Genomic DNA, 12,450 nt, shown 5'->3' on the forward strand with positions numbered 1-12,450 from the left:
TGCGAAGGCGTCAGGGTTGCTTTCTGAATTTGGGGCACGGACGAAGCGCTAGACAAAATTCATCGCGCGTTCAACGATAGGCCCTAACGATTACGTCAGCATGATCCAGACACCATGATTCACCCCGCGATACCCGCCACCCTGCTCGCGCTCGCGGGCCCCTTTGCTGTGGCATTGCGCGATGTACCGTCGTCCGGCCTGTCTTCGGGATTCGAACTGGACGGCACGCAGGTCGCGCAGGTCTCGATCCACGAACGCATCATCATCCGTGTGCCCCGGATGAGCCGAGCCCCCGCGCGAACCTACGCGCCGCCGCGCGAATGGAAGGAGCATAAGGGTCCAAAATGCATCGCGGTCGATGAAATTGCTGGTGCGATGCTCAACAAGGACGGCGCGGTCGACCTCGTGATGGACGATACGACGCGGCTGCGCGCGCGGCTCGATGGCGACTGCAAGCCGCTCGATTATTATTCGGGGTTCTATCTGCGGCCGGGCGCGGACGGGATGATCTGCAAGGGCCGTGACGCGATCCGCATGCGATCGGGTTCACGCTGCGAGATCGAAGGGTTCAAGAGCTTGCGGGCGAAGAAGAAGTAGGTCGGTCGCTTCGGAACGCGTACACTGCCTGTTCGAAAATCCTGTTTCGGTTCGACGAATGCCCGCACCCTACAACCACCTCCCCGCCGAAGGCCGGGGTCCAGTCGGGTGACGTTGCCAACTCTGCGCTACCGTTGGTTACTGCGACCTTTCCAACTGGACCCCGGCCTTCGCCGGGGAGGTGCGTCTGGTGAATTCACGCATACGCACCGCGTTCAAGCTATGCGAATGCAGCAGGTAATTGACGTTTACCCGCCCGCCGCCCCTTCCCACCCTCCATTCACCGCGTTTCCTTGACATTTGTCGCCAAATCGGCGAGCGCCGGAACGCTTGAGGGCAGTGCATTTCACCCTCTATTTACCGGACATTTGCATGAGTTTTGCCGATCTCGGCCTCTCCGACGAACTGCTGAAGGCAGTCACCGACTCCGGCTATACCGAGCCGACCCCGATCCAGGCCGGCGCGATCCCGTCGGTGCTGATGATGCGTGACATCATCGGTATCGCCCAGACGGGCACCGGCAAGACCGCGTCGTTCGTGCTGCCGATGATCGACATCCTCGCGCATGGCCGCAGTCGCGCGCGGATGCCGCGCTCGCTGATCCTCGAGCCGACGCGCGAACTCGCCGCGCAGGTGGCCGAGAATTTCGAGAAATACGGCGTCAATTCGAACCTCTCGATGGCGCTGCTGATCGGTGGCGTGTCGATGGGCGACCAGCTCGCCGCGCTGGAGAAGGGCGTCGACGTCCTGATCGCCACGCCGGGCCGGCTGATGGACCTGTTCGGGCGCGGCAAGATCATGCTCAACGGCTGTTCGATGCTGGTGATCGACGAGGCGGACCGGATGCTCGACATGGGCTTCATCCCCGACATCGAGGAAATCTGCACCAAGCTGCCGAAACAGCGCCAGACGCTGCTGTTCTCGGCGACGATGCCGCCGCCGATCAAGAAGCTGGCGGACAAGTTCCTGACCAATCCCAAGACGATCGAGGTATCGCGCCCGGCATCGACCAACCTCAACATCAAGCAGTATCTGGTGCCGGTGCCGAGCCAGACCGCCAAGCGCGACACGCTGCGCCGCATTCTCGCGCAGGAAGAGGTGACCAACGCGATCATCTTCTGCAACCGCAAGACGACGGTGCGCGACCTCAACAAGGTGCTGAAGCAGGCGGGCTACAAGTCGGGCGAGATCCACGGCGACATGGAACAGCCGCAGCGGCTGGCCGAACTCGAGCTGTTCAAGACCGGCGCGGTGACGATCCTCGTTGCCTCCGACGTTGCGGCGCGCGGGCTCGACATCAAGGGCGTGTCGACGGTGTTCAACTATGACGCACCGTGGCATCCGGACGACTATGTCCACCGGATCGGTCGCACGGGTCGCGCCGGGGCGACGGGGACGGCGTACACGTTCGTCGCACCCGACGATGCGGAGAATATCATCAATATCGAGAAGCTGACCGGGCAGACGATCGAGCGGCTGAAGGGTGCCGAGCCGAAGTCGGCGCCGGTTGCTGCTGCGACCGAAGACGATGGCACGGCGCGGCGCGCACGGCCGCGTCGCGGCGCGCGGTCCGAGACGTTTACGCCGGTGCCGGTTGCGGCGGCGGCTGCCAAGGAGTCGGATCGGCCCCGTACGCGGCGGGTGCCACGGGCGGATACGGTGGCCCCGGCGATCGTCGCCGAGGTGCTGGCTGCGGCCGAGCCGGTTGCGGCGGCCAAGCGTCCTCGCTGGGAGCGTACGCCGATCGACGAGCCCGTGCCCGCGGTGAAGCCGCGCGTTGCGGAGCCGGCACGGGTCGAGCCGGTGCAGGTCGAACCGGCGTATGTTGAACCGGTTCGCGCGGCACCTGCGCGGACGGAGACGATGCGGACGGAGCCGGTGCGGACGGAGCCGGTGCGGACGGAGCCGGTGCGGTCGGAACCTCCTCGCTCGCAACCTGTTCGTTCGGAAGCGGCAAAGGTCGAGCCGCCACGGACGGAGCGCATTCCTGCGGATCCAACCGGTGGTCGCCGCCAACCGCTCGCCGATACGCCGGCGGATGGCTGGAACGGACCATTCCCGAGCTTCCTGAATGCCGTGATCGGAGGATATGAATGATGTCGATGCGCCGTATCGCCGCGCTTGCCTTGCTCGCGACTGCCGTGGCCGCCCCCGCTGCGCCCCGCGCGAAAGTCGTGGCGCCGCACGTGAACACGACGAGCTTCGACAAGCTGCCACAGCCCTTGCCGCTGCCGTATAACGAGTCGGCGAACGCCAATGCGCAGGTTGCGGCGGCGCGGGCGCGCGCGCTGAAGACACACAAGCGGTTGCTGATCGATCTCGGCGGTAACTGGTGCCTCGACTGCCGTCTGCTCGCGGGGACGATCGACCTGCCGGAGATGAAGCGCTTCGTCGACAGCAAGTTCGTGGTGGTGACGGTCGACATCGGCCGCTTCGACAAGAACAGTCAGATCGCCGCGGGGTACGGGATCAAGGGGCGGCTCAAGGGCGTGCCGGCGGTGCTGGTGGTCGATCCGCGGAGCAACCGGTTGCTGAACGCCGGGCATGAGACCGAGCTGGCGGATGCGCGGTCGATGGGTCCGCAGGCGCTCGCCGACTGGCTGGCGAAGTGGGCGGCCTGATCGGGAGTTTTTGAGGGCGTTTCGGTATTGGGCATTTCGCTAGTCTGAGGCGGGCGATGGGGCTCGTCCGCTCCGCTACTCGCCCTGTTTGGCTTGCCCTCACCTATCGCCGCCTTCGGCGTCTCTCCCTCTCCCCGATGGGAGAGGGAACCGGTCCGAGGCGGCTTTACCGTGCGAGCTTTCGCTGGCGGTCGATGCTCGTTCGACACTCTCCTCGCCCTTGCGAAGCGGTCCAGCGCGCGTCTCTTGCTTGTAAAGTCTGAGATCCGTCGTCCGCCATTTGGTCGCGGCATGAACCGGCTCTCTATGAAACCGATTCATGCCGCTCCGTTCGCTCCAACCCTCGCCGTCATCCTGACGAAAGTCAGGACCCAGAGCCATGGAGGTTAACCCCTGGTATCCTGGGTCCTGACTTTCGTCAGGATGACGGCCGGCGCGTGCCCTCACCTATCGCCGCATTCGCGTCTCTCCCTCTCCCGATGGGAGAGGGAAGGGGATCGCGGCCACTTGGCCGTGGGAAGGGTGAGGGCAAGGTTTGTGGGGCCATTGTGCCAGTCGTGTTCGTGATCCGACCCTCTTTCTAGCCAGTGCGAGTCCGACGCCCCCTGCCCGTGTAATGTCGATCCGGTGCGCACCATTGAGCTGCGGCCGTAGGCAGTCCTGCCAGCAAGCCGATCTCGTCACGCTCTGTGCGGGCCCATCCCCCACCGTCATCCTGACGAACGTCAGGACCCAGAGCCACGGGCGTTAACTCCTGGTATCCTGGGTCCTGACTTTCGTCAGGATGACGGGTTTGGTTGGCTGGTCACGCGCTCGCCCGCCCTTACGCGGCGACCGCGATCAGGGCGTCGTCCAGTGCTGCGGCGCGCAGGTACGCCGGGCGTTCGATCAGGCGCGCGGCATACTCCGCGAACGCTTCGCGCTTCGGTAGCCAGCCGAACTGCATGCCCCAGATGACCTGCGATCCGACATAGACGTCGGCGGCGGTGAAGCGGTCGCCGGCGATGTACGGGTGCGCTGCCACGGCCTGTTCGAGCACGTCGATCACGCGATCGAAGCTGCCATAGCCGATCATCCGTTGCTGCGCGGCATCGGGCACGACGCCGAGCGCGCGGTTGCCGGTCGCGGCTTCGACCGGGCCGGCGGCGTAGAACAGCCAGCGGTAATAGTCGGCGCGTTCCTCGTCTCGGGGGGCGAGGTCGGCGTCAGGGAACGCGTCGGCGAGATACGCGCAGATCGCGGCGCATTCGGTGACGGTCTTGTGGTTGTGGACGATCGCCGGGACCTTGGCCATCGGGTTGATCGACAGATACGGCTCGGCCTTCATCGTCGTGTCGTAGTCGAGGACGACGGTCTCATACTCGGCGTCGACCTCTTCGAGCATCCACCGCGCGATCCGGCCTCGCGACATCGGGTTGGTGTACAGGGTCAACGTCATGCGACTCTCCTTGAGAACGGATCGTGAACGATGGTCTCATGGGCAGTAGGTGCGGTCAAGGATTACCCTGCGGACGTGGCGACCCCGCGCCCTACGCCCGTCATCCTGGGCTCGACACAGGATCCAGAGCCGCGACGCTCACCCGTCTTGGCTCTGGATCCTGACTTTCGTCAGGATGACGCCGTTAGCGGCGGACCTCCTACACCAGCGCCTTGTCGAACAGCGCGAGCATGCGGGCCCAGGCCTTGTCCGCCTGGGCTGCGTTGTAGACCTTCGAGTCGGGCGGGCACCAGCCGTGCATCGTGCCGGCGTAGACCTCGATCTCGGCGGGGAGTTTGGCGGCGGCGAAGGCGGTGCGGAGCGTGTCCTTTTCGGTCGGCGAGCGGGCGTCGTCGTTGGCGGCGATCGCGATCAGGTATCGGCCCTTCATCTGCGGGATCAGCAAATGCGGGCTGTCGGGGGTGTCGGTGACGAAGCCGCCGCCGTGGAAGGTCGCGCCGGCGCGGATCCGGTTGGGGACGGCTGCGGCGGTGCGCATCACCATCGGGCCGCCCATGCAATAGCCGGTGGTGGCCAGCCCACGCTTGCGGTCGACCTGCGGCTGCGCGTCGATGAAGGCGGTAAAGGCACGCGCGTCGCGGACCGTGCCTTCGGATGTGAGCGCTTCGCGGAATGGGGCGATGCGGCTTTTGACTTCAGGCTGGTCGTAGGATTCGCCGGGCTTCAGGAACGGCGCCTTGGTCGAGCGGTAGAACTGGTTGACGACGAGCACCGCGTAGCCGGATTGCGCGAGGCGGTCGGCCATCTGGCGGAAGGCGGGGCGGAGGCCCATGATGTCGGGCCAGATCAGCACGCCGGGGTGCTTGCCGGTGGCGGGCGCGACGAAATAGGCGTCGGCCTTGCCGTCGGGCGTGGTGATCGCGACGTCGCGGCCCTTGATGACGGCGGCGTTCGCGGGGGCGGGCAGCAGCATCGTCAGGCCCATCGCGCCGGTCATCACGCCGAACTGGCGGCGCGAGACGCCGGCCAGATACGCCTCGTTATCGTCTGCGGTATGCTCGTCGCACATGGGGCTATCCTCTTGAATTTGGCCGCATGCTAACTCAGGCCGCGCGCCACCACCATACGCCATCTTCCGTGTCGCGGGTCGCTCGGCCTTCGACTTCGAGGCGGCGGAGATGCGCGAGTGCCTCGCCGGTCGCCATGCCGAGCACGTCCTGCCCGATCGCGCGGCGGAACAGGCGTCCGAAACAGTCGACCGCGCGGCGGGGTTCGGCGAGGAAGACGGCGAGTTCGTTGAGCCGCTCGCGATGTTCGCGGTCCATCGCGTCGAGGCGGGTGTGGAGGCCGGTGAACGGGTCGCCGTGGCCTGGGAGGACGAGCAGGTCGGCGGGCAGCGTCTTGAGCTTGGCGATCGAGGCGAACCATTCGCCCAGCGGGTCGGCGTTCGGTTCGGTGACGCCGAGCGAGACGTTGGGGCTGATGCGCGGGAGGACCTGGTCGCCGGCGATGAGGATGCCGCCGGCTTCGTCGTACAGGCAGGCGTGTTCGGGGCAGTGGCCGGAGCCGGTGACGATCCGCCAGTCGCGCGTGCCGATGGTGAGCGTGTCGCCGTCTTCGATCCGCGTGTAGCTGAGCGGGAGCGGGGTGATGATCTTTCGGAAGCCGGCCCAGCCCTTGGCGGTGGCGTGGTCAATCTGGTCTGGCCCCCAGCCTGCGCCGCGCCAGAAGGCGAGCATCTCGTGCGGGACCGAGTCGCGGGCGTCGGCGGCTAGCATGCGCGCGGTCAGCCACTCGGCGCGGGTCATGATGAGGGGGGCGGCGTGGTGGTCGCACATCCAGCCGGCGAGGCCGATATGGTCCGGGTGGAAGTGGGTGCCGATCATCTTGGTGATGCGGGTGTTGGCTTTGGGGCCGTTGAAGATGGCTTTCCAGGCGTCGCGAGCGTCCGCGGTGTTCATGCCGGTGTCGATCAGCGCGTCGCCGTCGGTGTCGGCGAGAAGCCAGCAATTTACGTGTTTCAGCGGGCCGGGAATCTTGAGGCGGACCCAGTCTATGCCGGGGGCGACCTCGAAGACGTCACCCGCTTCGGGCTCTGCGCCACCGAAGGGGTAGGTCAGTCCCTTGTGGCTGGTCGGCGCGAAATCGGTGTCGGGTGCGGTTGCCATCCGTTGCGGTTAGCAACTGGATGTGGCGGGAGATAGTGTTGGCGGGCGTGACGAACTGCACCCCGTCATCCTGACGAAAGTCAGGATCCAGGATAATGTAGGGTGACGTTTTTGGCTCTGGGTCCTGACTTTCGTCAGGATGACGATCGGGGGGAGCGTGCGCCCCACCCCTGCCCCCTCCCGCTTGCGGGAGGGGACGTGCGATCAGCGCTTGAAGGGGTCGTCGAAGAGCGGCTTGACGGGGAGGACGCCGCCGTCTGCCACGAACTGGGCGTCCGCGGCCGCCTGGGTGCGCTCGGCGCGGAGCTGCTGGAGGAGCACCTCGCGGTCGCCTTCGAGGCGGGTATCGGTGGGGGCTTCCATGCCGGCTGCCTTCGCCGCCTTCGCCACTGCAGCGTCAAGTTCACGCTGCGAGGTCAGGCCGAGCGTGACCGGGTCCTTCGGGGTGATGTTAGCGATGTTCCAGTGGCTGCGGTCCCGGATCGCGGCGATCGTCGTGCGCGTCGTGCCGATCAGCAGCGAGATCGCGCCGTCGGTGATCTCGGGGTGGTTGCGGATGATCCACGAGATGCCGTCGGGCTTGTCCTGGCGCTTCGAGACCGGCGTGTAGCGCGGACCCTTGGTGCGGCGGACCTGCTCGGGGCCCTTGATCATCTTGAGCTGGTAATCGGGATCGGCGGCACCCTTGTCGATCTCTTCCTGCGTAACCTCATGCGCGCGCACGGGATCGCGACCGGTCAGCTTGGTCGAGGTGGTGTCGTCGGCGATCGCCTGGATCTCGAGGATGTGCAGGCCGCAGAAGTCCGCGATCTGCTCGAAGCTGAGCGCGGTATTGTCGACCATCCAGGCGGCGGTCGCGTGGGGCATGAGCGGCTGGGCCACGGCGGAAACTCCGTAAAAATAGAAAGGGCCGCCCCTTTCGGAGCGGCCTGACATGAGAGAGACTTAGTGCGCGTGGGGGCAACAGGCAAGCAAACAAGATTCGGGCAAGCTCAGGCGGCCATGAGCTTTCCTTCGAGGGGGACGAGCGCGTGGAGGAACTGGCGCGCGCTGGCGGGCCAGCTGTAGCGGGCGGCATACGCAGCGCAGGTGACGCTGTCGCGGGTGAGCGCGGTGACGATCGCGGTGTCTAGGTCTTCGTGCATCGCGCCGACGCGGTCGTCGAGGACGTCGATCGGCCCGGTGACCGGGTACGCCGCGACCGGTGTGCCGCATGCCAAGGCTTCGATCATGACGAGGCCGAACGTGTCGGTGCGGCTCGGGAAGACGAGGACGTCGGCGGTGCGGTAGGCTGCGGCGAGGTCGAGGCCGGAGCGCTGGCCGAGAAAGACCGCGTCCGGGAAGCGGCGCGCGAGCGTGGCGCGGGCGGGGCCGTCACCGACCACGACCTTCGTACCGGGATGCGCGGAGGACAGGAACGCCTCGATGTTCTTCTCGACCGCGACCCTGCCGACATAGAGCTGGATCGGCCCGGGCAGCGCTGTCAGCTCGGGGTCGCGGGCGCCGTCGAGGCCGAACTGCGCGAAGTCTACGCCCCTGCCCCATTCGCGGACCTGGTGCAGGCCCTGGTCCGACAGCGTCCTGGCGACCGAGGGCGTCGAGACGAGGATCGACTGTGCTGGGCGGTGGAACCAGCGGATATAGCGCCAGATCCAGTCGGGGTTCGCGCCGGTGCGCGCGGCGATATAGTCGGGAAACTGGGTGTGGTAGGCGGTGGTGAACGGGAGCGCGCGAGCCATGCACCAGGTGCGCGCGGCGAGGCAGACCGGACCTTCGGTGGCGAGGTGGATCGCGTCGGCGCCGAAGCTTGCCAGCAGGCGACCGACTGCGCCGGACCGCGCAAAGGCTAGGCGGATCTCGGGATAGGTCGGACATGGCATCGAGGCGAACTGTTCGGGGGAGACGATCAGGACCTGGTGGCCGATCGATTCGAGTTCCTTGCGGACCGCCTGGAGGGTGCGGACGACGCCGTTGACTTGCGGGCTCCAGGCGTCGGTGACGATCGCGATACGCATCGTGTTTTCTCCTGCTTGCCCTCTCCCGTCGGGGAGGGGGAGGGGCCCGCTTGGCGCAGCCAAGTGGGAGGGTGAGGCATGCTTCAACTGGCGTTGCGGACTTGCCCTCACCCGCGCCGCTGACGCGGCTTGCCCTCTCCCCGTCGGGGAGAGGGTTTAGGTCAGGCGGCTAGGGTGACGACCTTGTCCTTCTCGCGGGCGGCGATTTCGTCGCCCCAGTGGAGGAGTTCCATGCGACCGTCGAAATGCTCGACCAAGGCCGTGCAGCCTTCGACCCAGTCGCCGTCATTGTAATAGGCGATGCCGGCGATCTCGCGCATTTCGGCGGTGTGGATGTGGCCGCAGACGACGCCTTCGACGCCGCGGACGCCGGCCGCGTGCGCGACGACTTCCTCGAAGTGCGAAATGAAGGCGACCGCGTTCTTGACCTTGGCCTTGGCGTGCTTCGACAGCGACCAATAGGGCATGCCCATCCGGCGCCGCGCGGCGTTGACCCAGCGGTTGAGGCCCATCAGCATCGTGTAGGCGGCGTCGCCGATATGCGCGACCCAGCGGTGCGCGAGCGTGATCGCGTCGAACTCGTCGCCGTGGAGGACGAGCAGGCGGCGACCATCGGCGGTCTCGTGGATCGCGTTGCGACGGATCGAGATGCCGCCCAGATCGAGCCCCGAATATTGGCGGAACACCTCGTCATGGTTGCCGGGGATGTAGACCACCCGCGTACCGCGCTTGGCGCGCTTGAGCAGGCGCCAGAGGACGTCGTTGTGCGCGGCGGGCCAGTAGAATTTCTTCTTGAGCCGCCAGCCGTCGATCATGTCGCCGACAAGGTACATCGTCTCGCTGTCGACGTGGTCGAGGAAGTCGTTGAGCATCCCGGCATTGCAGCCGCGCGTGCCGAGGTGGACGTCGGAGATCCAGATCGTGCGGTATTGGCGACGCTCGACGATCGGCTCGGGGACGGCAGGGCGTGAGTGGATGAAATCGGCGATATCGGTGATGTCGGCGCCGATGATGCTAGATGGCGAAAACGTCGTCACGGCGTTCATGGCCTTACCCCCGCAAGTCTATCCCTTGGCGATGATCTAGCCGAGTATTGTGACAGGGCAGTCGCACTCTGGTGACTGTTAGAAGTCAGCGTGAAAACGTTGCTGCAACTGCGCGCAAACGCGTTGACGAATCGGGGCGAAGCTGAACCTATGGCAAGGTCTTACAGGGAGAAAATATCATGAAGTTTCGTTTCAAGAATGTCGCGGTGACGGCTGCGGGCGCGGCGATGATGGTTGCGCCGACGATGGCGTCGGCGGCCAATCCGGCGAGGTCGCTGTCGGTCGCGCGTACGGGGACGGCGACGTCGGGCAAGGGCAAACTCGCCGAGGGGCCGACTGCGACGTACGTCAGCATCGGTATTCTGGCGGCGCTGGTGGTCGGCGTTTTGCTGGCAACGAGCGGTGGGGATGACAGTTCGGATAGCAACTGAGGTAGGCGCGGGAGTGACTTAGCCTCGCAATCCTCCCCCGCCAGGGGGCGGTGACGCCGTAAGGCGACGGAGGGGGAGGACACGGAACGGTAGTTACCCTTCCCGCCCCCTCCGTCTGGCAAGCGCCAGCCACCTCCCCCTGGCGGGGGAGGATTGGGCCGTTTGGTTTGCGAAGGTAGCTTGTGTCGCCGCGAAGGCGGGGATCCAGACTGGGCTCCCGCCTTCGCGGGAGAAAAAGGTTGCTTTGGGTTGGCGCGTCAAACGCTCCAGCGCGCTTCGCATGCCCTACCCCGCCTAACGAACCCCACCCCGGCGAAGGCCGGGGCCCAGTTGGGAGCGCTGAGTAACGACGCGGTGCGCGTCGTTACTGCGACCTTTCCACCTGGGCCCCGGCCTTCGCCGGGGTGGTGGTGTGCTTGGGGTGACCGTTAGCCGTCAAACTGGGATACCCCAGCTTTCGCTGGGGTGACGGGTTTGGGGCGGGTGTCCTCCTCCATCACTGCCGCGACGGGAGTGGGGCGGGTGTCCTCCTCCATCACCGCCGCGACGGGATTGGGGCGGGTGTCCTCCTCCATCACCGCCGCGACGGGAGTGGGGCGGGTGTTCTGCTCGATCACCGACGCGACGGGAGTGGGGCGGGTGTCCTGCTCGATCACCGACGCGACGGGAGTGGGGCGGGTGTACTGCTCCATCACCGTCGCGACTAGTGGCTACACCCCTCGCCGATGCGACTGACTGATGCGACTGGCTATCGTGCTCCAACCGGTGGCGAGGGCTAGTGGCCCCTTACCCCATCGTCAGGACGATCTTCCCGACATGGTCGCCCGCTTCCATCCGGGTATGCGCGGCCGGCGCGTCGGCGAAGGCGAAGGTGCGGTCGATGACTGGTTTCAGTTTGCCCGCTTCGACGTGCGGCCACACCGTGCGCGCGAGTTCGTCCGCGACCAGCGACTTGAACGCCGTGTCCCGCGGGCGGAGCGTCGAGCCGGTCAGCGTGAGGCGGCGGCGCATGATCTCGAACAAGGGTACGGTGGCCGTCGCGCCGCCCATGACCGCGATCGAGACGTGGCGGCCGTCTTCGGCGAGGCATTTCAGGTTGCGGGGGACGTAGTCGCCACCGACCATGTCGAGCACCGCGGCGACGCCCTTGCCGCCGGTGATCTGCTTGACGCGCTCGACGAAATCTTCCGTCTTGTAGTCGATCGCGTGGGTCGCGCCGAGGCTGAGCGCGGCTTCGCACTTGGCCTTGGAGCCGGCGGTGACGATGATGTCGATCCCGAACACGTTGCATAGGGCGATCGCCATCGTGCCGATGCCGCTGGTGCCGCCGTGGACGAGGACGGTATCGCCCTCGGTGGCGTAGGCACGCTCGAACAAATTGGTCCAGACGGTGAAGAGCGTCTCGGGCATCGCCGCGGCCTCGATCATTGTGAGGGCTTCGGGGACGGGCAGGCACTGGCCGAACGGCGCGACCGCGTATTCCGCATAGGCACCGCCGGAGATCAGCGCGCAGACCGACTGGCCGATCTGTTCGTCGCCGACGTCTTCGCCGACCGCGACGATCGTGCCGGAGATTTCCATGCCGAGGATCGACGGCGCACCAGGCGGGGGCGGGTATTTGCCCTGGCGCTGCATGACTTCGGGGCGATTGACCCCCGCCGCGGCGACCTTGACCAGGACTTCGCCCGGCCCCGGCTGCGGCACGGGACGGTCGACGAGCACCAGCACCTCGGGACCGCCCGGCTGTTCGGGATCGATCGCCTTCATGACGTCAGGTAAACCTAAGTTACTCGAAATGGTGTCGGGTGTCGCGGTCATCTGCTCGTCACGTCCCTTTTGATGTGCCGGCCTTATTGACATCACTCTGGTGCGGGTCAACGTTGCATCCACGATGGACCTGGAAGACGCCCCCTCCCGTCCCGACGATCTGCTTGACGCACTGGTGCGGCAGGACCTCGATCCGTTGTCGGTCGCCGAACTCGATGCGCGGATCACCGTGCTGCAGGGCGAGATCGCCAGATGCCAGGTCAAGAAGGACCGCGCGGTCAGCCACCGGGCCAGTGCCGACGACCTTTTCAGGCGGTGATCGCCCTCCCCGCCTCTCCGCTGGATGTTTTCGGACAGTGCAGGAACG

The 12,450-nt window shown here is 66.2% G+C and carries 13 protein-coding genes; 5 read left to right on the top strand and 8 right to left on the bottom strand.

Features of this window, described 5'->3' with window-relative positions; genetic code table 11:
• Window positions 1-114: 114 nt before the first annotated feature.
• From C8J40_RS01515 to C8J40_RS01525, 3 genes are all read left to right on the top strand, one after another.
• Complete coding sequence (locus C8J40_RS01515) at window positions 115-597, top strand: hypothetical protein (protein ID WP_132895490.1); 483 nt, start codon at window positions 115-117, stop codon at window positions 595-597.
• Window positions 598-969: 372 nt separating this feature from the next.
• Window positions 970-2,694, top strand: a complete 1,725-nt coding sequence (locus C8J40_RS01520) for a DEAD/DEAH box helicase (protein WP_132895491.1) — start codon at window positions 970-972, stop codon at window positions 2,692-2,694.
• 5 nt (window positions 2,695-2,699) lie between these two features.
• Window positions 2,700-3,218, top strand: coding sequence for a thioredoxin family protein (locus tag C8J40_RS01525; protein WP_132895824.1), 519 nt, complete (start codon window positions 2,700-2,702; stop codon window positions 3,216-3,218).
• 823 nt (window positions 3,219-4,041) lie between these two features.
• Here the strand turns inward: C8J40_RS01525 and C8J40_RS01530 are convergent.
• From C8J40_RS01530 to C8J40_RS01555, 6 genes are all read right to left on the bottom strand, one after another.
• Window positions 4,042-4,656, bottom strand: a complete 615-nt coding sequence (locus C8J40_RS01530) for a glutathione S-transferase family protein (RefSeq protein ID WP_132895492.1) — start codon at window positions 4,654-4,656, stop codon at window positions 4,042-4,044.
• Between the two features lie 199 nt (window positions 4,657-4,855).
• A complete protein-coding gene (locus C8J40_RS01535; protein WP_132895493.1) occupies window positions 4,856-5,725 on the bottom strand; it encodes a dienelactone hydrolase family protein in 870 nt (289 codons plus the stop codon).
• Between the two features lie 34 nt (window positions 5,726-5,759).
• A complete protein-coding gene (locus C8J40_RS01540) occupies window positions 5,760-6,824 on the bottom strand; it encodes an MBL fold metallo-hydrolase (protein WP_132895494.1) in 1,065 nt (354 codons plus the stop codon).
• 204 nt (window positions 6,825-7,028) lie between these two features.
• On the bottom strand, window positions 7,029-7,706 hold the full coding sequence (locus C8J40_RS01545; protein ID WP_056484483.1) for a DUF1013 domain-containing protein: 678 nt from the start codon (window positions 7,704-7,706) through the stop codon (window positions 7,029-7,031).
• A gap of 110 nt (window positions 7,707-7,816) precedes the next feature.
• The gene (locus tag C8J40_RS01550) at window positions 7,817-8,839 is read right to left on the bottom strand and encodes a glycosyltransferase family 1 protein (protein WP_132895495.1); all 1,023 of its coding nucleotides are present in this window, start codon (window positions 8,837-8,839) and stop codon (window positions 7,817-7,819) included.
• Window positions 8,840-9,000: 161 nt separating this feature from the next.
• Entirely contained in the window at window positions 9,001-9,885 is an 885-nt protein-coding gene (locus tag C8J40_RS01555; RefSeq protein ID WP_132895496.1) for a UDP-2,3-diacylglucosamine diphosphatase, read from the bottom strand.
• Window positions 9,886-10,064: 179 nt separating this feature from the next.
• Between C8J40_RS01555 and C8J40_RS01560 the strand changes: the two genes are divergently transcribed.
• Window positions 10,065-10,316 (top strand): hypothetical protein, encoded by a 252-nt coding sequence (locus tag C8J40_RS01560; RefSeq protein ID WP_132736168.1) that lies wholly within the window; start codon window positions 10,065-10,067, stop codon window positions 10,314-10,316.
• Window positions 10,317-10,744: 428 nt separating this feature from the next.
• On the opposite strand, the gene C8J40_RS01565 is transcribed toward C8J40_RS01560, so the two are convergent.
• Complete coding sequence (locus C8J40_RS01565) at window positions 10,745-11,008, bottom strand: hypothetical protein (RefSeq protein ID WP_132895497.1); 264 nt, start codon at window positions 11,006-11,008, stop codon at window positions 10,745-10,747.
• A gap of 94 nt (window positions 11,009-11,102) precedes the next feature.
• Window positions 11,103-12,083 carry an NAD(P)H-quinone oxidoreductase gene (locus tag C8J40_RS01570; protein WP_132895498.1) on the bottom strand — a complete coding sequence of 327 codons (981 nt, stop codon included), beginning with the start codon at window positions 12,081-12,083 and terminating at the stop codon, window positions 11,103-11,105.
• A 124-nt stretch (window positions 12,084-12,207) separates the two neighbouring features.
• On the opposite strand from C8J40_RS01570, the gene C8J40_RS01575 reads away from it, so the two are divergent.
• Window positions 12,208-12,402, top strand: coding sequence for a DUF1192 domain-containing protein (locus C8J40_RS01575; RefSeq protein WP_132736170.1), 195 nt, complete (start codon window positions 12,208-12,210; stop codon window positions 12,400-12,402).
• Window positions 12,403-12,450: the final 48 nt, after the last annotated feature.

Origin of the sequence: Sphingomonas sp. PP-CC-3A-396 (assembly GCF_004343105.1) — a bacterium.
In the GTDB taxonomy this organism is placed as follows: domain Bacteria; phylum Pseudomonadota; class Alphaproteobacteria; order Sphingomonadales; family Sphingomonadaceae; genus Sphingomonas.

Excerpts from the sequence above, each read along its gene's own strand:
- C8J40_RS01540 (WP_132895494.1), bottom strand. The coding sequence starts at position 6,824 with ATGGCAACCGCACCCGACACCGATTTCGCGCCGACCAGCCACAAGGGA.
- C8J40_RS01560 (WP_132736168.1), top strand. The coding sequence starts at position 10,065 with ATGAAGTTTCGTTTCAAGAATGTCGCGGTGACGGCTGCGGGCGCGGCG.
- C8J40_RS01535 (WP_132895493.1), bottom strand. The coding sequence starts at position 5,725 with ATGTGCGACGAGCATACCGCAGACGATAACGAGGCGTATCTGGCCGGC.
- C8J40_RS01570 (WP_132895498.1), bottom strand. The coding sequence starts at position 12,083 with ATGAAGGCGATCGATCCCGAACAGCCGGGCGGTCCCGAGGTGCTGGTG.
- C8J40_RS01525 (WP_132895824.1), top strand. The coding sequence starts at position 2,700 with ATGCGCCGTATCGCCGCGCTTGCCTTGCTCGCGACTGCCGTGGCCGCC.
- C8J40_RS01550 (WP_132895495.1), bottom strand. The coding sequence starts at position 8,839 with ATGCGTATCGCGATCGTCACCGACGCCTGGAGCCCGCAAGTCAACGGC.
- C8J40_RS01565 (WP_132895497.1), bottom strand. The coding sequence starts at position 11,008 with ATGGAGCAGTACACCCGCCCCACTCCCGTCGCGTCGGTGATCGAGCAG.
- C8J40_RS01520 (WP_132895491.1), top strand. The coding sequence starts at position 970 with ATGAGTTTTGCCGATCTCGGCCTCTCCGACGAACTGCTGAAGGCAGTC.
- C8J40_RS01530 (WP_132895492.1), bottom strand. The coding sequence starts at position 4,656 with ATGACGTTGACCCTGTACACCAACCCGATGTCGCGAGGCCGGATCGCG.
- C8J40_RS01555 (WP_132895496.1), bottom strand. The coding sequence starts at position 9,885 with ATGAACGCCGTGACGACGTTTTCGCCATCTAGCATCATCGGCGCCGAC.
- C8J40_RS01575 (WP_132736170.1), top strand. The coding sequence starts at position 12,208 with ATGGACCTGGAAGACGCCCCCTCCCGTCCCGACGATCTGCTTGACGCA.
- C8J40_RS01515 (WP_132895490.1), top strand. The coding sequence starts at position 115 with ATGATTCACCCCGCGATACCCGCCACCCTGCTCGCGCTCGCGGGCCCC.